The organism is Sulfitobacter sp. L-8 (genome assembly GCF_056859255.1).
The window spans coordinates 1-19,664 of the sequence record NZ_JBSXOD010000011.1 but is presented as its reverse complement, the minus strand read 5'-3'; the positions used below and the strand labels follow the sequence as shown (position 1 = coordinate 19,664).

At 55.2% G+C, this 19,664-nt stretch carries 17 protein-coding genes and 1 tRNA gene; 1 reads left to right on the top strand and 17 read right to left on the bottom strand.

Annotation, left to right across the window (positions count from 1 at the left end; translation table 11 throughout):
• From AC13DE_RS00485 to rpsL, 5 genes are all read right to left on the bottom strand, one after another.
• On the bottom strand, positions 1-137 hold a 137-nt coding region (locus tag AC13DE_RS00485), incomplete at its 3' end, for a GTP-binding protein (RefSeq protein ID WP_273101514.1).
• A 108-nt stretch (positions 138-245) separates the two neighbouring features.
• On the bottom strand, positions 246-2,372 hold the full coding sequence (fusA, locus tag AC13DE_RS00480) for an elongation factor G (RefSeq protein ID WP_446295478.1): 2,127 nt from the start codon (positions 2,370-2,372) through the stop codon (positions 246-248).
• 83 nt (positions 2,373-2,455) lie between these two features.
• A complete protein-coding gene (gene rpsG / locus AC13DE_RS00475) occupies positions 2,456-2,926 on the bottom strand; it encodes a 30S ribosomal protein S7 (RefSeq protein ID WP_093917767.1) in 471 nt (156 codons plus the stop codon).
• Between the two features lie 14 nt (positions 2,927-2,940).
• Positions 2,941-3,333 carry a DUF4189 domain-containing protein gene (locus tag AC13DE_RS00470; RefSeq protein WP_446295479.1) on the bottom strand — a complete coding sequence of 131 codons (393 nt, stop codon included), beginning with the start codon at positions 3,331-3,333 and terminating at the stop codon, positions 2,941-2,943.
• Positions 3,330-3,701 carry a 30S ribosomal protein S12 gene (gene rpsL, locus AC13DE_RS00465; protein ID WP_011570072.1) on the bottom strand — a complete coding sequence of 124 codons (372 nt, stop codon included), beginning with the start codon at positions 3,699-3,701 and terminating at the stop codon, positions 3,330-3,332. The genes AC13DE_RS00470 and rpsL overlap by 4 nt, the downstream gene beginning before the upstream one ends.
• 407 nt (positions 3,702-4,108) lie before the next feature.
• Between rpsL and AC13DE_RS00460 the strand changes: the two genes are divergently transcribed.
• The gene (locus tag AC13DE_RS00460; RefSeq protein WP_446312239.1) at positions 4,109-4,915 is read left to right on the top strand and encodes a putative rhamnosyl transferase; all 807 of its coding nucleotides are present in this window, start codon (positions 4,109-4,111) and stop codon (positions 4,913-4,915) included.
• On the opposite strand, the gene AC13DE_RS00455 is transcribed toward AC13DE_RS00460, so the two are convergent.
• The 12 genes from AC13DE_RS00455 to AC13DE_RS00400 all read right to left on the bottom strand — a co-directional run.
• A complete protein-coding gene (locus AC13DE_RS00455; protein ID WP_446295481.1) occupies positions 4,912-5,790 on the bottom strand; it encodes a DMT family transporter in 879 nt (292 codons plus the stop codon). The two genes, AC13DE_RS00460 and AC13DE_RS00455, sit on opposite strands and share 4 nt — an antisense overlap.
• Before the next feature lie 187 nt (positions 5,791-5,977).
• On the bottom strand, positions 5,978-10,231 hold the full coding sequence (gene rpoC, locus AC13DE_RS00450) for a DNA-directed RNA polymerase subunit beta' (protein ID WP_483046670.1): 4,254 nt from the start codon (positions 10,229-10,231) through the stop codon (positions 5,978-5,980).
• Between the two features lie 94 nt (positions 10,232-10,325).
• Positions 10,326-14,465 carry a DNA-directed RNA polymerase subunit beta gene (rpoB, locus tag AC13DE_RS00445; protein WP_483046669.1) on the bottom strand — a complete coding sequence of 1,380 codons (4,140 nt, stop codon included), beginning with the start codon at positions 14,463-14,465 and terminating at the stop codon, positions 10,326-10,328.
• A gap of 286 nt (positions 14,466-14,751) precedes the next feature.
• Positions 14,752-15,123: a 50S ribosomal protein L7/L12 gene (gene rplL, locus AC13DE_RS00440; RefSeq protein ID WP_446295484.1), complete on the bottom strand. Its 372-nt coding sequence runs from the start codon at positions 15,121-15,123 to the stop codon at positions 14,752-14,754.
• Positions 15,124-15,198: 75 nt separating this feature from the next.
• Entirely contained in the window at positions 15,199-15,714 is a 516-nt protein-coding gene (gene rplJ, locus AC13DE_RS00435) for a 50S ribosomal protein L10 (RefSeq protein ID WP_446295485.1), read from the bottom strand.
• Positions 15,715-16,051: 337 nt separating this feature from the next.
• Complete coding sequence (gene rplA, locus AC13DE_RS00430; protein ID WP_446295486.1) at positions 16,052-16,750, bottom strand: 50S ribosomal protein L1; 699 nt, start codon at positions 16,748-16,750, stop codon at positions 16,052-16,054.
• A 1-nt stretch (position 16,751) separates the two neighbouring features.
• Positions 16,752-17,177: a 50S ribosomal protein L11 gene (gene rplK, locus AC13DE_RS00425; RefSeq protein ID WP_483046668.1), complete on the bottom strand. Its 426-nt coding sequence runs from the start codon at positions 17,175-17,177 to the stop codon at positions 16,752-16,754.
• A 158-nt stretch (positions 17,178-17,335) separates the two neighbouring features.
• Complete coding sequence (gene nusG, locus AC13DE_RS00420) at positions 17,336-17,869, bottom strand: transcription termination/antitermination protein NusG (protein WP_446295488.1); 534 nt, start codon at positions 17,867-17,869, stop codon at positions 17,336-17,338.
• Between the two features lie 206 nt (positions 17,870-18,075).
• Positions 18,076-18,273 carry a preprotein translocase subunit SecE gene (gene secE / locus AC13DE_RS00415; protein WP_446295489.1) on the bottom strand — a complete coding sequence of 66 codons (198 nt, stop codon included), beginning with the start codon at positions 18,271-18,273 and terminating at the stop codon, positions 18,076-18,078.
• A gap of 97 nt (positions 18,274-18,370) precedes the next feature.
• Positions 18,371-19,036, bottom strand: a complete 666-nt coding sequence (locus AC13DE_RS00410; RefSeq protein ID WP_483046667.1) for a hypothetical protein — start codon at positions 19,034-19,036, stop codon at positions 18,371-18,373.
• A gap of 254 nt (positions 19,037-19,290) precedes the next feature.
• Positions 19,291-19,366 (bottom strand) — tRNA-Trp (locus AC13DE_RS00405).
• 157 nt (positions 19,367-19,523) lie between these two features.
• On the bottom strand, positions 19,524-19,664 hold a 141-nt coding region (locus tag AC13DE_RS00400; RefSeq protein WP_483046671.1), incomplete at its 5' end, for an EF-Tu C-terminal domain-related protein.

Below are 19,664 nucleotides of genomic sequence, written 5' to 3'. Positions count from 1 at the left end.
TCGATCTGGTCATAGGCGCGGAAGTCGCCGAAATACTTGGTGATCGCAGCCGTCAACGTCGTCTTGCCGTGGTCAACGTGACCAATCGTGCCGATGTTAACGTGTGGTTTATTACGTTCAAACTTTGCCTTAGCCATGGTGGCCTCCTTGATTTTCAAATTGGGCGGTAGGCTGGACGCCCACCCTACGGTTTGGGTAGGGCGGGGTCATTTCCCCGCCGTCCCAGTTATTTAGCGTTTCGCCAGTTAGGCGAACTTGGCCTGGATCTCGTCCGAGATGTTCTGTGGCACAGGTTCATAGTGCGAGAACTGCATGGTGAAGTTCGCACGACCCGAAGACATCGAACGCAAGGTGTTGATATAACCAAACATGTTGGCCAGCGGCACCTGGGCGTCGATCGCGATTGCGTTCCCGCGTGTGTCCTGACCCTGAACCTGACCGCGACGCGATGTAAGATCGCCGATGATGCCGCCTGTATATTCCTCAGGGGTAACAACTTCGACTTTCATAATCGGCTCAAGCAGCTTCGCGCCAGCTTTCTTCATGCCTTCGCGCATACCCATACGGGCAGCGATTTCGAACGCCAGAACGCTGGAGTCAACATCGTGGTATTTACCTTCGATCAAGGCAACCTTGAAGTCGATAACCGGGAAGCCTGCCAACGGACCGGAATCCATCACCGACTTGATCCCTTTTTCAACGCCAGGAATGTATTCCTTGGGTACCGAACCACCAACAACGCGGGATTCGAAGGAATAGCCTTCGCCAGGTTCGGTTGGCATCAAGATCATCTTGACTTCGGCGAACTGACCAGAACCACCCGACTGCTTCTTGTGCGTATAAACCACTTCGGCTTCACGAGAGATGGTCTCGCGGTAGGCAACCTGCGGCGCGCCGATGTTTGCTTCGACCTTGAATTCACGCTTCAAGCGGTCAACCAGGATATCGAGGTGAAGTTCGCCCATGCCCTTCATGATGGTCTGACCGGATTCAATGTCGGTCTCAACCCGGAAGGATGGATCCTCGGCGGCCAGACGTGCCAGACCGGCGGACATTTTTTCTTGGTCCGCTTTTGTCTTAGGCTCGACCGCGATCTCGATAACCGGATCAGGGAAGGTCATCGTTTCAAGAACCACCGGATCGGAAATGGAACACAGAGTGTCACCGGTTGTAGTGTCCTTGAGGCCAGCCAACGCGATGATGTCGCCCGCGAATGCTTCTTGAATTTCTTCACGATCGTTCGAGTGCATCATCATCATACGACCTACGCGCTCTTTCTTGCCTTTGGTCGAGTTCAAGAGCGTGTCGCCCTTGTTCAACTTACCGGAGTAGATGCGTGTAAACGTCAACGAACCGACAAAAGGGTCGTTCATGATTTTGAAAGCAAGTCCAGAGAACGCCATATCATCATCCGCGCGGCGCGGAATGTTACGTGTTTCTGTTTCGTCGCCTGGCTTAAAGCCCATGTAGTCGACAACATCCAACGGAGAAGGAAGGTAGTCGATGACAGCATTCAACAGAGGCTGAACACCTTTGTTCTTGAAGGCAGAACCGCAGAGGACGGGGATGAACTTGATGCCCAGTGTGCCTTTGCGGATCAGCTTGCGCAGCGTTTCGACGTCGGGCTCAGCGCCGTCCATCAGATAGTTTTCCATGGCTTCATCGTCCATCTCGACCGCAGTCTCGATAAGATGCGCACGCCATTCGTCGGCCAGGTCTTTCAACTCGGCACGGATTTCGCGCTGTTCCCAGCTTGCGCCCAGATCTTCACCGGCCCAGACCCATTCTTTCATGGTGACCAGGTCGATCATGCCTTCCAGCTCGTTCTCGGCACCGATCGGAATTTGGATCGGCGCTGGTGTTGCACCGGTACGGTCTTTGATCATCTTCACGCAGTTGAAGAAGTCAGCGCCGATTTTGTCCATTTTGTTGACGAAGACGATCCGCGGAACTTTATAGCGGTCGGCCTGACGCCAAACGGTTTCGGTCTGCGGTTCAACACCGGCGTTGGCGTCAAGAACGGCAACCGCGCCGTCAAGAACGGCCAGCGAACGTTCAACTTCGATGGTGAAGTCAACGTGGCCAGGGGTGTCGATGATGTTCATCCGGTACTTGGTGTCGGATGTTGCGTCTGCCTCTGGCAATTCCTGGCGCTGCCAGAAAGTGGTCGTCGCAGCAGAGGTAATGGTGATGCCGCGTTCCTGTTCCTGCTCCATCCAGTCCATCGTCGCGGCACCGTCGTGCACCTCGCCGATGTTGTGGGATTTGCCGGTATAGAACAGGATCCGTTCGGAGCAGGTCGTTTTGCCTGCGTCGATGTGGGCCATGATGCCGAAGTTACGGTAGCGTTGGAGCGGATAGTCGCGTGCCATGGGGCTGCTTCCTCGAAAATATCTGAAACGGATAAGTCGCGTCCCGGTACGGGACGCGACGAGAACGGCTTATGCCGCCCGAATTACCAGCGGTAGTGGCTGAATGCTTTGTTCGCGTCAGCCATCTTGTGGGTGTCTTCCCGCTTCTTGACAGCGGTACCACGTGACTGGACAGCATCCAGAAGTTCGCCGGCAAGGCGTTCTTCCATTGTGTTTTCGTTGCGCGAACGGGACGCTTTGATCAACCAGCGGATCGCCAGTGCTTCGCGACGCTCGGGGCGCACTTCAACCGGGACCTGATAGGTCGCACCACCGACGCGGCGCGAACGCACTTCGACGGACGGTTTGATGTTGTCCAGCGCTTCGTGGAAAACTTCAATCGGTGCGCGCTTGATCTTGTCTTCAACACGGGTCATCGCGTTATAGACGATACGCTCTGCGACTGACTTCTTTCCGTCAATCATCAGGTTGTTCATGAACTTGGTAAGAACCAGATCACCATACTTGGCATCTGGCAGGACTTCGCGTTTTTCAGCGGCGTGACGGCGTGACATTGGTAACTCCTAATTCATTTACCGTTTGAACAAACGGAAGCCTTAACTTGACAAGTGCCGGCACCATCTCGGGCCTCACACTCTGCCAGGGCGCGTGCATGGGATGCAGAGGCTGTTTTAAAACCGTAGCTGATGCCGGTTTGCTTCATGGACTTTGAAGTCTCGGATGCGGCAAGCGCACCACAGGAATCTTCGAGCCAAACGCCGACCTTGCACCCCTTGCCACCGGCAGCCTTGCAAAATTTCAGTGCAGAAGCTTCTGCGGCTTTTCGGCTATCAAGGTTCCAGGAACGACCATATTTGTCGCTTTGGATACTATAGGCAATAGCGCCAAAAGTCTGTGCAGCAGCCGACTGCGCAACGGTCGCGATGACCAATGCGACAGCTGTTGTAGCGATGCGGTTCATTTCGGACGCTTAGCCCCGTACTTCGAACGGCGCTGCTTACGATCCTTGACGCCTTGGGTATCCAATACGCCGCGCAGGATGTGGTAACGCACACCGGGAAGGTCTTTTACACGACCGCCTCGGATCAGAACAACAGAGTGTTCCTGAAGGTTGTGCGATTCACCCGGGATATAGCTGATAACTTCGAAACCGTTGGTCAGGCGCACTTTGGCAACCTTACGCATGGCCGAGTTCGGCTTTTTTGGAGTGGTTGTATAAACACGCGTACAAACGCCACGCTTCTGCGGGCATTCCTGCAAGTGCATGGATTTCGAACGTTTGATTTTAGGCTGGCGCGGTTTGCGGATCAGCTGCTGGATCGTTGGCATTCCGGTTTTATCCCCGTTTAGCTCACATAAGTGGTGCATCAGGGCGAACCCCAGTGCGGTTTCAAATTCGGTCGCTTCGCACGTCCACGAAGCCTATCATTAAGCTCGCACCGGTGGTGCAAAGCAAAATCACCGCAGCGTTTCCGTACCGAGGAAAACGAGGCGGTGGGGTAACAGAGGATCGAGTCAGCATTAGACCGGATCGTGACCACAGTAGATATGATGTCGGCAAAGCAGGGCTAGCCCTACATCCGAGATATGGCGCGTATAGGCAGAGTCGCCCCCACTGTCAACAGTGGCTGTCCACCTGCCCTGCGCCAGCCGCTCCAAAAATTGGAGCTTGCTAAACTGCAAGCCTCTCTCGCATATTCCAGCACTATTCACCATGCAGCCCGAGGGGAAAAATCGTGCAGGTCATCGGTCTTTGCCGCTTCTCATATCCCTGCCTCGGCGGATTTCAGGTTGGCCACGACAGTATCGAAGCCCGAATAGATTACCTTTACGACCCCGTCAGGTTGGAAGAACGCTTTCGCCTTTTTGAAACGGTCGCCCTGCCCGGATTGAAAGCCCAGACAGACGTTGACTTTGAGCTGCTTGTTGTTGTCGGGACCAGCCTGCCGAAGCCCCATCTGGAAAGATTGCACGATCTGGTCGGCACAATTCCCCAGGTTCGGGTCATCACAGAACCGCCGCGCCCACACCGAGAGGTGATGAAAGAAATTTTGAACAAGGCGCGACGTGACCCTTCGCGGCCATGTGCGCAGTTCAGGTTCGACGACGACGACGCGGTGGGGGTCGATTTTATCGCCAAGCTTCGCAAGGCGATAGATGATAGCGCACCGTTGCTTGTCCAGCACAAGAGCGTCGCATTGGATTGGAACAAGGGCTTCATCGCTGAATTCGGTGCCCACGGGATACGCGCCACCCCAACATTTCGGCCTTTTTATACCGCCGCGCTGGCGATGTTCGTCAACGGCAACTGCCCTCTCACCATCATGAACTTCGCACATGACAAGCTGCCCCGCTTCATGCCAGCCATAAGTTTCCCCGATCAAGCGATGTATATCCGTGGTCACAACGATTTTAACGATTCACGGCAAAAACCCACCAGACAGGTTGAACTGACGGTTTTGTCCGATGACCAGATCGAGCTGTTCCAAAACCGCTTTGCCATCGACATCGATACAGTTCGCGCCGCATATCGATCGGACTAAAGCGGGGGCAAGGGGCGCGTGGTCTTGCGCTCTCGGTAAAGTGTGAACAACCCTGTCGCCGCGACGATCGCAGCCCCCGCCAATGTTGATGGCACCGGCCAATCTCCGAACACAAACCACCCCAGGATCAACGCCCAGATCAACCCGGTATAGCGGAACGGCGCGATAAACGACACATCACCAACGCGCATTGTCTGTACGCTCAGGTAATAACCGATCAGCACAAAGAAAGCAGCAGCCGTGATCGCGACCCAGTGCGTCGTCGAAACCGGCTGCCACGGGGTGGATAGTTGAGCGAAGGCGGAAAATCCCGTTACCGACAACACCGCAGCAAGCGTCACGGTCATAGAGGGCACCGCTTTTGATAACCTGCGCGTGCTAAGGTCCCGGACTGTCACGAAAAATACCGCGACCAGCGCATAAACGGACCACACGTTGAAACCGTCGGTACCGGGCTTGACGATAAGCAGCACGCCGGCGAAACCCACCAGGATCGCCGAAAATCGCCGCCACCCGACTTTCTCCCGGTACACCAGCGCTGCCCCCAACGTGACCGTCAACGGCAATGATTGCAAAATTGCACTAAGGTTCGCCAAAGGCATGTTGAACAGCGCCGTTACAAAGAAATAGCTCGCGCCCACTTCGGCCGCCGAGCGGATTGCCACCAGTTTCCAATCCCGGCGGCCAAGTCGAAGGTGCATCGGCCCCAACCGCCCCCAGAGCACCAGAATAAGGGTAATCGAGATCAGCCCGCGCAGGAACAACAGTTGAAAAAGTGGGACAGCGCCGCCAGTAGTCTTGGTCATCGTATCGTTCAAAACGAAGGCCGCCATGGAGCCCATCATGAACAAAGCTCCGATTAGATTTGGCGACATGGTATGACTTTCAATTCGTTAGGTTAACTTACCATTGACTTAAGCCTGCGCGGAAAACCAGAGCAATTTCGACCGATCGCACGTCATATTCATGTAACTCAAAACCTCAGGACGTGACCCAACGAAAAAGCCCCCGCCGGTTGCACGGCGGGGGCTCTCAGTTTACCAGATCAGCTTAGATTGAATATCAGCTGCGGCTTTCGTCATCGTCATTGATGGCAGTGTTGAACACATCACCCCCGACAACATCATCAGAAGCAGCGGCCTGCGGTGCCGCCAGGCGTGCGGCGGTCTCGGCCTCTTCGCGACGGGCTTCGATAACCACGTTGTCCCGATCAGCCGCAACTTTGCGCATCTGCTGGGTCGCACCACCGGTACCGGCTGGAATCAGACGGCCAACGATGACGTTTTCCTTAAGACCGACCAGCTTGTCGCGCTTACCTTGCACCGACGCTTCGGTGAGCACGCGAGTGGTTTCCTGGAACGACGCCGCCGAGATGAAGCTGCGGGTTTGCAGCGACGCCTTGGTGATGCCCAACAAGATCGGTTCGCCTGTCGCCGGGCGGCCCCCCTTGGAGATCGCTTTCTCGCAGGCGTGATCGAACTCCTGCTTGTCCACGTGTTCGCCTTTCAACAGCGTTGTATCGCCGCTGTCTTGGACTTCCCACTTCTGCAACATCTGACGTACGATGACTTCAATGTGCTTGTCGTTGATCTTCACACCTTGGAGACGGTAAACATCCTGCACTTCGTCGATCATATAGTCAGCCAGCGCTTCGACACCCATAATCGCAAGGATGTCATGCGGCGCAGGGTTGCCGTCCATGATGTAATCGCCCTTCTGGACAAAGTCACCTTCCGCAACGGGAATGTGCTTGCCCTTAGGCACCATGTATTCGACCTTGTGATCCGGATCTTCAGAGCTCTCGATCGCGATGCGACGCTTGTTCTTGTAGTCCTTGCCATAACGCACGTAACCGTCGATTTCTGCGATAATCGCGTGGTCTTTAGGGCGACGCGCCTCAAAGAGTTCCGCCACACGAGGCAGACCACCGGTAATGTCCTTGGTCTTGGCACCTTCACGCGGAATGCGCGCAACGATGTCACCGGCCTTGATTTCGGTCTGGTCCTCAACGGACAGAACGGCATCAACAGACATTGGGTAGGTCACCGGGTTACCCGCATCGTTGCGGACCGGTTCACCATCGGGATCGACCAGAATGATTTCCGGCTTCAGTTCGTTGCCTTTGGGGGCAGCGCGCCAGTCGATAACGATCTTCTGGGTCATGCCTGTCGCATCATCCGTCTCGTCCTTGACCGCGATCCCCGACACAAGGTCAACGAATTTGGTCATGCCGGACTTCTCGGCGATGATCGGCAGGGTGTATGGATCCCATTCAAACAGTTTGTCACCACGCAGGATGGATTGCCCCTCCTTGACAAACAGCTTGGTACCATACCCAACCTTGTGGCTGGAACGTTCATCGCCATTGTCGTCGACGATGGACAGCTTCATGTTCCGGCCCATGACCATGATCTCGCCGGCGGCGTTCTCAAGTGTCTGGGCATTTTCAAAGACAATCTTGCCCGACTGGGATGCTTCCAGGAACGATTGCTGGCCACCTTGCGCAACACCACCAATGTGGAAAGTACGCATGGTCAACTGTGTGCCAGGTTCACCAATCGACTGTGCGGCGATAATGCCGACAGCTTCACCCTGGTTCACCAGGGTACCACGCGCAAGGTCACGACCATAGCACATGGCGCAAACGCCCTCTTCGGCCTCACATGTCAGCGGGCTGCGGATGCGTGCGGATTGAACAGCCGCTTCGTCGATGATGTCGGCCAGACGTTCGTCGATGATTGTCTGCGCAGGAACCAACACTTCGTCGGTACCCGGACGCAGGATATCATCTGCCGCGACACGACCCAGCAGACGTTCGGCCAAGGACGACACGACCTCACCATCGTTGACGGCTGCTTCGGCTGTGATCGCGGTTTCGGTGCCACAGTCGTGCATACGAACGATACAATCCTGTGCCACGTCCACCAGACGACGGGTCAGGTAACCCGAGTTCGCTGTTTTCAAAGCGGTATCCGACAAACCCTTACGGGCACCGTGGGTGGAGTTGAAGTACTCCAGAACGGTTAGACCTTCTTTAAAGTTCGAGATAATCGGCGTTTCGATGATGTCGCCGTTCGGCTTCGCCATCAGACCGCGCATCCCGCCCAGCTGTTTCATCTGTGTGACCGAGCCACGCGCACCGGAGTGCGCCATCATGTACACCGAGTTCGGCTCCATCACGGCGCCCTCATCGTTGCGACGTTCGGCCGAAATGGCACCCATCATCGCGTCGGTGACCTTGTCGTTACACTTGGACCAGGCATCGACGACTTTGTTGTACTTTTCACCCTGAGTGATCAGGCCGTCCATGTACTGCTGTTCAAAGTCCTTGACCTGCTCGCGCGTCTCGTCAACCAAGGTCCACTTGGTCTCCGGGATCAGCATGTCGTCCTTACCGAAGGAGATGCCGGCACGGAAAGCTTCGCGGAAGCCCATGGTCATGATCTGGTCACAGAAGATAACGGATTCCTTCTGACCACAGTAGCGGTAGACCGTATCGATGACCTGCTGCACTTCTTTCTTGCGCAGCAAACGGTTGACCAGATCGAAAGGTGCCTTGGCGTTCAGCGGCAACAGCGCACCAAGGCGAATACGGCCCGGTGTGGTATCGTAACGCTTCATTACCTCGTTGCCTTCGGCATCAATCTGCTTGATCCGCGCCTTGATCTTCGAGTGCAGGTGAACCGCACCTGCGCCAAGCGCGTGCTCGACCTCTTCGACAGAGCCGAACACCATGCCCTGGCCGGGCATGCCTTCGCGTTCAAGGGTCGTGTAGTACAGACCCAAGATCATATCCTGCGAAGGAACGATGATGGGCGCACCGTTTGCAGGCGACAGAACGTTGTTCGTCGACATCATCAGAACGCGTGCTTCCAGCTGTGCTTCAAGCGACAGCGGAACGTGAACGGCCATCTGGTCACCGTCAAAGTCGGCGTTGAAGGCGGAACAGACCAGCGGGTGAAGCTGAATCGCCTTACCTTCGATCAGAACCGGTTCGAACGCCTGAATGCCAAGACGGTGCAGCGTTGGCGCACGGTTCAGCATGACGGGGTGTTCGCGGATCACCTCGTCCAGGATGTCCCACACTTCGGGACGCTCTTTTTCAACCAGCTTCTTGGCTTGCTTCACGGTCGACGAAAGACCTTTGGCCTCCAAGCGCGAGTAAATGAACGGCTTGAACAGCTCGAGCGCCATCTTCTTGGGCAGACCGCACTGGTGCAGCTTCAGTTCGGGGCCGGTCACAATGACAGAACGACCGGAGAAGTCGACGCGCTTGCCCAAAAGGTTTTGACGGAAGCGACCTTGCTTACCTTTCAGCATGTCGGACAGCGATTTCAGCGGGCGCTTGTTGGCACCGGTGATCACGCGGCCGCGACGGCCGTTGTCGAACAATGCGTCGACAGATTCCTGCAACATCCGCTTCTCGTTGCGGACGATGATGTCAGGCGCGCGCAGTTCGATCAGACGCTTCAAACGGTTGTTCCGGTTGATGACGCGGCGATACAGATCGTTCAGATCCGACGTCGCAAAGCGACCACCATCCAGCGGCACCAGTGGGCGCAGTTCTGGCGGGATAACCGGAATGACAGTCATGACCATCCACTCGGGCCGGTTGCCGGATTCGAGGAACGATTCAACAACCTTCAAACGCTTGATGATCTTCTTTGGCTTCAGCTCGCCTGTCGCCTCTTTCAGGTCGGCACGCAGTTGGTCTGCTTCGGCTTCAAGATCGATCGCCGCCAGCATTTCGCGGATCGCTTCTGCACCGATATTCGCGGTGAAAGCATCCATGCCGTAAGCATCCTGAGCGTCCATATACTCTTCTTCGGTCATCATCTGACCGTAAGTTAAGTCTGTAAGACCGGGTTCGATCACGACATAGTTTTCAAAGTACAAAACCCGTTCGAGATCGCGCAATGTCATGTCCAGCATCAGGCCGATGCGCGATGGCAGCGACTTGAGGAACCAGATATGCGCAACCGGCGACGCCAGTTCGATGTGGCCCATCCGCTCGCGGCGGACCTTTTGCAGCGTCACTTCGACACCACATTTTTCACAGACAACGCCGCGATATTTCATGCGCTTGTATTTACCACACAGGCATTCATAGTCCTTGATCGGGCCAAAGATACGCGCGCAGAACAAACCGTCACGCTCTGGCTTGAACGTCCGGTAGTTAATAGTTTCGGGTTTCTTGATTTCACCGAACGACCACGACAAGATACGCTCTGGCGATGCCAAAGATACCTTGATCTCGTCAAACGTCTTCATCGGCGCGACGGGGTTGAACGGGTTGTTTGTCAGTTCCTGGTTCATCTTAAATCCTTAGATTAGTCTCGAAAGCGAAAGAGAGGGGGCCCGATTTCGACGCCGAAACCGGGCCGGAATTTAGAAAATTCCGGTGCTGCCCTTACTCGTCTTCTTCCGCATCCAGGAGTTCCATGTTCAGGCCGAGGCCACGGACTTCTTTGACCAGAACGTTGAACGATTCCGGAATACCGGCTTCGAAATTGTCCTCGCCTTTGACAATGCTCTCGTACACTTTTGTACGGCCAGCAACGTCGTCCGATTTCACGGTCAGCATTTCCTGCAAGGTGTATGCAGCGCCGTAAGCTTCCAAAGCCCAGACCTCCATCTCACCAAAGCGCTGACCACCGAACTGCGCTTTACCGCCCAACGGCTGCTGGGTGACCAGCGAGTATGGACCGGTTGAACGCGCGTGGATCTTGTCATCCACAAGGTGGTGCAGTTTCAGCAGGTATTTGACGCCGACAGTCACGGGACGGGCAAACTGCTCGCCTGTGCGACCATCGAACAGCACCGACTGACCGGATGTATCGAAACCGGCCCGTGTCAGGCTGTCATTGACATCTGCTTCCTTGGCGCCATCGAAGACTGGCGTTGCGATCGGCACACCGCGGGTAACGTTACCCGCCGCTTCCAGCAACGTATCTTCGTCCATACCAGCGATACCTTCGTCATAGACGTCGGCACCATAGGCATGGCTCATCGCGTCGCGGACAGGTGTCAAATCGCCAGAGCGCTTATATTCCTGAAGCGCCTCGTCGATATTGATGCCCAAGCCGCGCGCAGCCCAGCCCATGTGGGTTTCAAGGATCTGTCCGACGTTCATCCGCGACGGAACACCCAGCGGGTTCAAACAGAAGTCAACCGGCGTACCGTCTGCAAGAAACGGCATGTCTTCCATCGGTACAACCTTGGAAATAACACCCTTGTTGCCGTGACGACCGGCCATCTTATCGCCCGGTTGCAGCTTGCGCTTCACCGCGACGAATACTTTGACCATCTTCATCACACCCGGGGGCAGATCGTCCCCACGGCGAACTTTTTCGACCTTATCCTCAAAGCGCGCGTCCAAGGTCCGTTTCTGGATCTCGTACTGCTCGTTCAGGGCTTCGACGATTTTCGCGTCGTCTTCGTCAGCCAAGGCCAACTGCCACCACTGACCACGGGACAATTGATCGTCCAGCAACTCCTCGGTGATCGGGCTATTCGCCTTAACACCCTTCGGGCCTTTGACAGCAACCTTACCAAGGATCATCTCGCGCAGACGTGCATAGATGTTCCGGTCAAGGATACCAAGTTCATCGTCACGGTCACGGGCAAGGCGTTCAACCTCTTCCCGCTCGATCTGCAAGGCACGTTCGTCTTTTTCAACGCCGTGACGGTTGAAGACACGCACCTCAACAACCGTTCCGAAGTCACCCGGTTTAACCCGCAGCGACGTATCGCGTACGTCCGATGCTTTTTCACCAAAGATGGCACGCAAAAGTTTTTCTTCTGGTGTCATCGGGCTTTCACCCTTTGGCGTGATCTTCCCAACAAGAATATCGCCCGGTTCAACATCCGCGCCGATGTACACGATGCCAGCCTCGTCGAGGTTGCGCAGCGCTTCTTCACCGACGTTCGGAATGTCGCGGGTAATTTCCTCTGGCCCGAGCTTTGTATCGCGTGCAGCCACTTCGAATTCTTCAATGTGGATCGACGTGAATACGTCATCGCGCGAAACACGCTCGGAGATCAGGATGGAGTCTTCGTAGTTGTAACCGTTCCAGGGCATGAACGCGACAATCACGTTCTTGCCAAGCGCCAGCTCACCCATGTCGGTCGATGGACCGTCAGCGATAACCTGACCTTTTTGAACTGTCTCACCTACTTTCACCAGCGGGCGCTGGTTGATACAGGTGTTCTGGTTCGAACGCTGGAACTTGCGCATGCGGTAGATGTCTACGCCTGCATCGCCCAGCTCAAGGTCTTCTGTCGCACGGATAACGATACGGCTGGCGTCGACTTGGTCGATGATACCACCACGTTTCGCCATATAGGCCGCACCGGAATCCCGTGCGACGACTTCTTCGATACCGGTTCCTACCAGTGGTGCTTCGGCTTGAAGCAAAGGCACCGCCTGACGTTGCATGTTCGAGCCCATCAAGGCCCTGTTCGCATCGTCGTTTTCAAGAAAAGGGATCAAGGACGCAGCGACCGAGACCAACTGTTTAGGCGAAACGTCAATCAAATCAACGCTTTCGGAAGGCGACAGCGTATAGTCACCCGATTTCCGCGTCGACACCAGATCGTTGACGAACTTCATGTTCTCATCAAGGTTCGCGTTCGCCTGCGCCACAGTGTGACGCATTTCTTCGGTCGCGGACATGTACTGCACATCATCGGAAACCACACCGTTCGTCACCTTGCGGTAGGGTGTTTCGATAAAGCCGTATTTGTTCACGCGGGCGAATGTTGCCAAAGAGTTGATCAGACCAATGTTCGGACCTTCGGGCGTTTCAATCGGACACATGCGACCATAGTGGGTCGCGTGAACGTCGCGCACCTCAAAACCGGCACGTTCGCGGGTCAGGCCGCCTGGCCCAAGCGCTGAAAGACGGCGCTTGTGCGTCACCTCGGACAGCGGGTTGGTTTGGTCCATGAACTGCGACAGCTGGCTGGAGCCGAAGAATTCACGCACCGCAGCAGCAGCTGGCTTCGCGTTGATCAGGTCTTGTGGCATGACAGTGTCGATCTCGACCGAGGACATACGTTCCTTGATCGCGCGCTCCATCCGGAGCAGGCCGACGCGGTACTGGTTTTCCATCAGTTCGCCAACGGAGCGTACACGACGGTTACCAAGGTGGTCGATGTCGTCGATATCGCCACGGCCGTCGCGCAGATCAACCAGCGCCTTGATACAGGCGACGATATCGTCACGATCCAGCGTGCGCTGAGTGTCTTCTCTGTCAAGTGCCAGACGCATGTTCATCTTCACGCGGCCAACCGCGGAAAGGTCATAGCGGTCCGCATCAAAGAACAGCGTGTCGAACAGGTTCGACGCGGCTTCGACTGTGGGCGGCTCGCCCGGGCGCATCACGCGGTAGATGTCCATGAGCGCGGTGTCGCGGTTCATGTTCTTATCTGCCGCCATGGTGTTACGCATGTAGGGGCCGACGTTGATGTTGTCGATGTCGAGAAGTGGGATCTCGGTGATGCCCGCGTCGATCAGCTCTTTCGCTGTACCGCCGATGAGCGTGCCGTCTTTGTCATGCTCAAGCGTAATCTCGTCACCGGCTTCGACATAAATCGCACCGGTTTCTTCGTTGATGATGTCACGCGCAGCGAACTTGCCCGCGATGTGATCGAAGGGCAGCAGCAACTCGGTCACCTTGCCTTCGTCGATCAACTGCTTGACGGCCCGAGGTGTAACTTTCTTGCCCTTCTCGAACAGGATTTCGCCTGTAGCAGCATCCACGAGGTCATAGGTCGGACGTGTGCCCCGCACACGGTCCGGATAGAACGGTGCGACCCAGCCCTTACCATCTCTCAGTGTGTAGCTAATGGTATTGTAGTAGGCGTTCATGATCGCTTCTTGATCAAGACCGAGCGCATACAGCAACGTGGTGACAGGCAGCTTACGACGACGGTCAATACGTGCAAACACGATGTCCTTGGCGTCGAACTCAAAGTCCAGCCAAGAACCACGGTATGGGATGATCCGGCATGCAAACAGAAGCTTACCTGAAGAGTGCGTCTTACCCTTGTCATGGTCAAAGAACACGCCCGGCGAACGGTGCATCTGAGAAACGATCACGCGCTCGGTGCCGTTCACGACAAAGGTGCCGTTCGGCGTCATCAACGGCATATCGCCCATAAAGACATCTTGTTCTTTGATGTCTTTTACCGATTTTGCGCCTGTGTCTTCATCAATATCGAACACGATCAACCGCAGCGTCACCTTAAGAGGCGCGCTATAGGTCATGTCGCGTTGCTGACATTCCTCTACATCGTATTTGGGCTTTTCCAGCTCGTACTTGACATACTCAAGCACGGAGGTCTCGTTAAAGTCCTTGATAGGGAAAACCGACTGAAAAACGCCTTGGATGCCGTCGCCATCTGTTGGCGTCTCTGCATCGCCGGAGCGTAAGAACAGATCATAAGAAGATTTTTGAACCTCAATCAGGTTCGGCATTTCCAGCACTTCGCGGATTTTGCCATAATATTTGCGTAGACGTTTCTGGCCAAGGAAGGATTGCGCCATGTGTCATGTCACCTTTCGTGTCTCTTGCCGAGCACGCCATCACCGGGGCCGTGATGCGCGCCCATAAGAGCGGTAAATCCTGATCAATTCTTGAGGCACGTCCCACCGTACCTCTTCCGACCTTTAGGACCTATCCAGAGAAGCATTTCACTCGAAATACTTTTCAAAACAGATCAGGCTGGACAAGGAAGCACCCCATCCAGCCTTTGTTTTTACGGGCTGTCCCGAAACATCAAGTGCTTCGGTCCGTTTTCATCACTAAAAAACGGCACCCTGATCTAGTGGCTTACGCCAGTTCAACTTCTGCGCCAGCTGCTTCCAGCTTGGCTTTGACTTCTTCGGCTTCGGCTTTGTCGACGCCTTCTTTGATCTTGCCGCCAGCTTCAACCAGATCCTTGGCTTCTTTCAGACCAAGACCGGTGATGCCGCGAACTTCTTTGATCACGTTGATTTTGGATGCGCCGGCGTTCTTCAGAACGACGTCGAATTCTGTCTTCTCTTCTTCAGCAGCGCCACCATCGGCAGGGCCAGCCATCATCACTGCGCCGCCAGCTGCGGGCTCGATGCCATACTCGTCCTTGAGGATGGTTTTCAGTTCTTGTGCTTCAAGCAGTGTCAGACCAACGATCTCTTCTGCCAGTTTTTTCAGATCAGCCATGTTTAGCTCTTTCCGTTAACGATATGTGTGTTCCAACGCGAGTGTTCAACCCTGCGCCAGCTTGACGAGATTGCTTTACGCAGCCGCCTTGTCCTCGATGGTGGACAAGATGGAAGCAATGTTGCTTGCAGGTGCGCCAATGGCCCCGGCGATGTTCGATGCTGGTGCGCCCAACATGCCCGCGATTGTGGCGATAAGTTCGTCACGCGAAGGCATTTTGGACACGGCTTCGACACCGGCGACGTCCAGTGCGTTCTCTCCCATTGCGCCGCCAAGAATAACAAACTTTGCATTCTCTTTAGCGAATTCCTGAGCCACCTTGGCACCAGCCACGGGGTCTTCGGAATAGGTAAGAACAGTCATACCCGTCAGGAGATCAGCAATGCTTGCGCACGGCTTTCCGTCCAGGGCAATTTTGGCGAGCCTGTTTTTGGCAACACGCACGGCCCCGCCCGCAGCGCGAGCGCGCGCACGAAGGTCCTGCATTTCAGCAACTGTCAGACCGACGTAGTGGCTAACCACAACAACGCCAGAGCTTTCAAAGATTTGGCCGAGCTCGTCGACCAACTGTTCTTTCTGGGCTCTATCCACAGTTTCACTCCAAATCTGGGGGTTACCCCCCGGCTCTATTAAGTCTGCTTGCGCAAACAGTCTTGGTCCATTTTACGGGAATAAGCCAAAATGCCCCCACGCTTACGCGAACGGTAATTCTTGCATCTCCCATCTCAGAAAGGAAATTAAGGCATGCGCCACCCTTCGTCTCGGACAGAAGACTCACCCGCGTGATATGCAGGTGAATCGAGGGCGTTCATAGGGGGTGCGCTTACAAATGCCAAGAGCAAATATTAAACGCTCCGAAATGAATGCCAAAATGAAAGGGCCTCACGCGTGCAGCATGAGGCCCCTCCGATAAACAACCGAAACCGAATTACTCGGTAACAGCGCTGTCCACTTCTACGGTGACGCCTGGGCCCATGGTAGAGCTCAGGGCGATCTTTTTCATGTAGGTTCCTTTGGAACCGGCGGGCTTCGCTTTGGAAACGGCACCGACAAAGGCACGTACGTTTTCAACCAGCTTGGCCTCATCAAAAGAAAGCTTGCCGATACCGGCATGCACAACGCCGCCCTTTTCAGCTTTGAACTGAACCTGACCACCTTTTGCGGCCTCAACAGCTTCTTTGACGTCCATTGTCACGGTGCCGATTTTTGGGTTCGGCATCAGGTTACGTGGACCCAGAACCTTGCCCAGACGACCGACGACGGGCATCATGTCAGGTGTCGCAATGCAGCGATCAAAGTCGATCTTGCCGCCTTGAACAGCTTCCATCAGGTCTTCAGCTCCGACAATGTCAGCGCCGGCAGCGGTTGCTTCTTCGGCTTTTGCACCACGTGCAAATACCGCAACGCGCACAGTTTTACCTGTGCCGTTTGGCAAACCTACAACACCGCGGACCATTTGGTCAGCGTGACGAGGGTCAACACCAAGGTTCATGGCGATTTCGATAGTCTCATCAAATTTCGCGTTTGCGTTTGCCTTGATCAGCGTCACCGCTTCTTCGACAGACATGTTTTCCTTGCCGACGAATGCTTCGCGTGCGGCGCGGGTGCGTTTTCCGATTTTTGCCATCTTACTTCACCTCAATGCCCATGGAACGGGCAGAGCCCAGAATGATCTTCATGGCCGATTCGACGTCAACCGCGCTTAGATCCGCCATTTTTGCTTCCGCGATTTCGCGCAGCTGCTTGGTGGTCACTGTCCCGATCGTTTCACGGCTTGGCGTCTTCGATCCGGAATTAACTTTAGCGGCTTTCTTCAGGTAGTAGGACGCAGGAGGCGTCTTGATGTCCATGGTGAAGGACTTGTCCTGATAGTAGCTGATAACGGTCGGGCAAGGGGCACCGGGCTCAAGGTCCGCTGTCTTGGCGTTGAACGCTTTACAGAATTCCATGATGTTGATCCCGCGCTGACCCAATGCGGGGCCGACGGGTGGGGATGGGTTTGCTTGACCCGCTTTAACTTGCAACTTCATCGTACCGACGAGTTTCTTGGCCATTGGCCTTCTCCTTTTGATGTCGGTGGACTTGCATCCACCCTACCCAATCACAACGCGTTGTGATCGTTTGCTAGCGTGGTACGGCTGAACTGCGCGCAGCTTCGCCTCCCACAAACGAACGGTGTTGCCACCGTATGGCGGGTCGCCCCGCCGATCGCTCAGACCTGTTTATTGACCTGAGTGAATTCCAGTTCGACCGGCGTTTCCCGGCCAAAGATCGACACAGACACCTTGAGGCGCTGATTATCCTCGTCGACTTCTTCGATCATGCCGTCAAAGTCCTCGAACGGGCCGTCGGCAACCTTGACCTTTTCACCCACCTCAAAGTGGATCAATGTACGTGGTGCCTCTTCGCCCTCTTGGACCCGGCCCAAGATAGCGGTCACTTCGGCGTCGCGCATCGGCATTGGCCGGCCTTGCGGGCCCAAGAACCCCGTGACCCGGTTGATCGAGTTGATCAAGTGGTAGCCACGGTCAGACATCTCCATGTGCACCAGAACGTATCCCGGCATGAAACGACGTTCCGTAGTAACTTTCTTGCCGCGCCGAACTTCAATCACCTCTTCGGTGGGAACCAACACTTCGTCGATCTGGTCCTCAAGCTCCTGCTCGGCGACCGTGGTGCGGATTTGCTCAGCGATCTTCTTTTCGAAGTTCGACAAAACGCTGACCGAATACCATCTTTTCGCCATCTGAACTCTGGTCCCTGTCTTACGATGCAGCTTTGACTACACCAAAATATTCTCAACTGATGCAGACCTGTGTCTGCTATTTCCGAACAAAAAATCGGCGCGCAACTCGAATCGCCGCACGCCCGCTGTTGATCAGGGTTGCGGGATAGCCCGCAACGGCAAATGTTTCAAGGGGCGTTAGCGCTTTTGCGGCGCTCGGATATCAATCAGCTGAACGCCGAAAGAATGTACTGCAAACCGCCTCGGATCAGAATATCGACAATGGCAAAGAACACCGCCGTCAATGCAGCAAGGATAAACACCATGACGGTGGTCAGCATCACTTCGCGGCGAGTCGGCCAGACGACCTTAGATACTTCGGAACGCACTTGCTGAATGAACTGAAGCGGGTTGACTGTGGCCATAACGGTTTTCCTGTATACGAACGATTGCTGGGATGTACCCCTCAACCTGCGCGAATTCAAGGCTTCAATCGCGCTCCAGCAGAGCGTACAGCAAAGCCTACCCTGCGACGCCGTTCAGATGACTGTCACATGACCTGTCAGTTTCCTGAGCGGCTGTGGCGATGTTACTGATATCGGGGAGGTACAACCCGGATACCAGCCGTTCTGGAAATCGATCCAGAACCGCGTCCCAACCCATTGCCAGACGGTCAAGACGCATCTGTATTTTGGCCGCTCGCGCTTGATTGCGGATCGCATAATAGCGGACAGGACGAAGGGCATGATGCCAAAAAGTTTCGTAGCCAAATACCAGATATGGTACCACACCCAAAAAGATCACCGCCAGAACAAGGGCAAGACTGACCTGCGGAAACAGAACCGCGCTGAACAGAGCTATCAGGGCGACGGTAGCGTAAAAAGTGGCTGCATCGAAAACCGCCTTGAGCCGCCTCATCTTGGCCCTGCGCAACTTGCGAATTTCCGCCGCACATTCCTGCGCACTAAGCTGGGGTGACGGGTTCGCCGCGCGCGAACGCGCATCTGTATCCTTTGGTGTCGACCTTGCCTCTGACGGATGACTGAAGCCCGAAGGGGTTGGCGGCCGTAGTCCGTCGCCATAGCTACGACGGGCAGCAGTCTCTTTCGAGATGACTTCCAGCACCGCAGCAATCACAGAATCGTCCGGTTGCGCAGACTTCGATTTTGTTTGAATGATTTTTGGCATCTCGGCTTCCTGGATATTCAGATCTCCGCGAGCTTCGCAAAGATAAACATCAATTCCATGACGAATTTGTGGCACCAATCGGGCAAGCTGCGCAGTGCGCGCCAAACAGCAATGCCGGGCTGTCGTACATGGTTTAGACGGCACAGGCCGATATCGGGAGAACAGGTGCAACAACAAGGGGTACGACGCGGCTTCGAGACACCGTCAACGCCATTCCGCTGTGAATAAATAAGCAGGATACGCCTTGTTTATATTGGCAGGGGCTGAGGGACTCGAACCCACGACCCTCGGTTTTGGAGACCGATGCTCTACCAACTGAGCTAAACCCCTATGCCGAGTGGTGAGGTAGTCTAAATTTTCTGGAGGAGCAAGGGGGTTTAGCCAAGTTGAGAGGAAAACTCGGTAATCGCGGAAACGCAAAAGCCGCCCCCTCTCGGGGACGGCTTTCGTATCTTCAACCGGCGGTGAGATGTCTCACCGAAGCGGTTTATTCGATGATCTTGGACACAACGCCCGCGCCAACGGTGCGGCCGCCTTCGCGGATCGCAAAGCGCAGACCGTCTTCCATCGCGATTGGAGCGATCAGTTCCACGTCGAATTGCAGGTTGTCGCCTGGCATGACCATTTC

Coding starts and splice junctions, on each gene's coding strand:
- rplK (WP_483046668.1), bottom strand. CDS start 17,177: ATGGCCAAGAAACTCGTCGGTACGATGAAGTTGCAAGTTAAAGCGGGT.
- rpsG (WP_093917767.1), bottom strand. CDS start 2,926: ATGTCACGCCGTCACGCCGCTGAAAAACGCGAAGTCCTGCCAGATGCC.
- fusA (WP_446295478.1), bottom strand. CDS start 2,372: ATGGCACGCGACTATCCGCTCCAACGCTACCGTAACTTCGGCATCATG.
- AC13DE_RS00410 (WP_483046667.1), bottom strand. CDS start 19,036: ATGCCAAAAATCATTCAAACAAAATCGAAGTCTGCGCAACCGGACGAT.
- AC13DE_RS00455 (WP_446295481.1), bottom strand. CDS start 5,790: ATGTCGCCAAATCTAATCGGAGCTTTGTTCATGATGGGCTCCATGGCG.
- rplA (WP_446295486.1), bottom strand. CDS start 16,750: ATGGCAAAAATCGGAAAACGCACCCGCGCCGCACGCGAAGCATTCGTC.
- rplL (WP_446295484.1), bottom strand. CDS start 15,123: ATGGCTGATCTGAAAAAACTGGCAGAAGAGATCGTTGGTCTGACACTG.
- AC13DE_RS00470 (WP_446295479.1), bottom strand. CDS start 3,333: ATGAACCGCATCGCTACAACAGCTGTCGCATTGGTCATCGCGACCGTT.
- secE (WP_446295489.1), bottom strand. CDS start 18,273: ATGGCCACAGTCAACCCGCTTCAGTTCATTCAGCAAGTGCGTTCCGAA.
- rpoC (WP_483046670.1), bottom strand. CDS start 10,231: ATGAACCAGGAACTGACAAACAACCCGTTCAACCCCGTCGCGCCGATG.
- rpsL (WP_011570072.1), bottom strand. CDS start 3,701: ATGCCAACGATCCAGCAGCTGATCCGCAAACCGCGCCAGCCTAAAATC.
- nusG (WP_446295488.1), bottom strand. CDS start 17,869: ATGGCGAAAAGATGGTATTCGGTCAGCGTTTTGTCGAACTTCGAAAAG.
- rpoB (WP_483046669.1), bottom strand. CDS start 14,465: ATGGCGCAATCCTTCCTTGGCCAGAAACGTCTACGCAAATATTATGGC.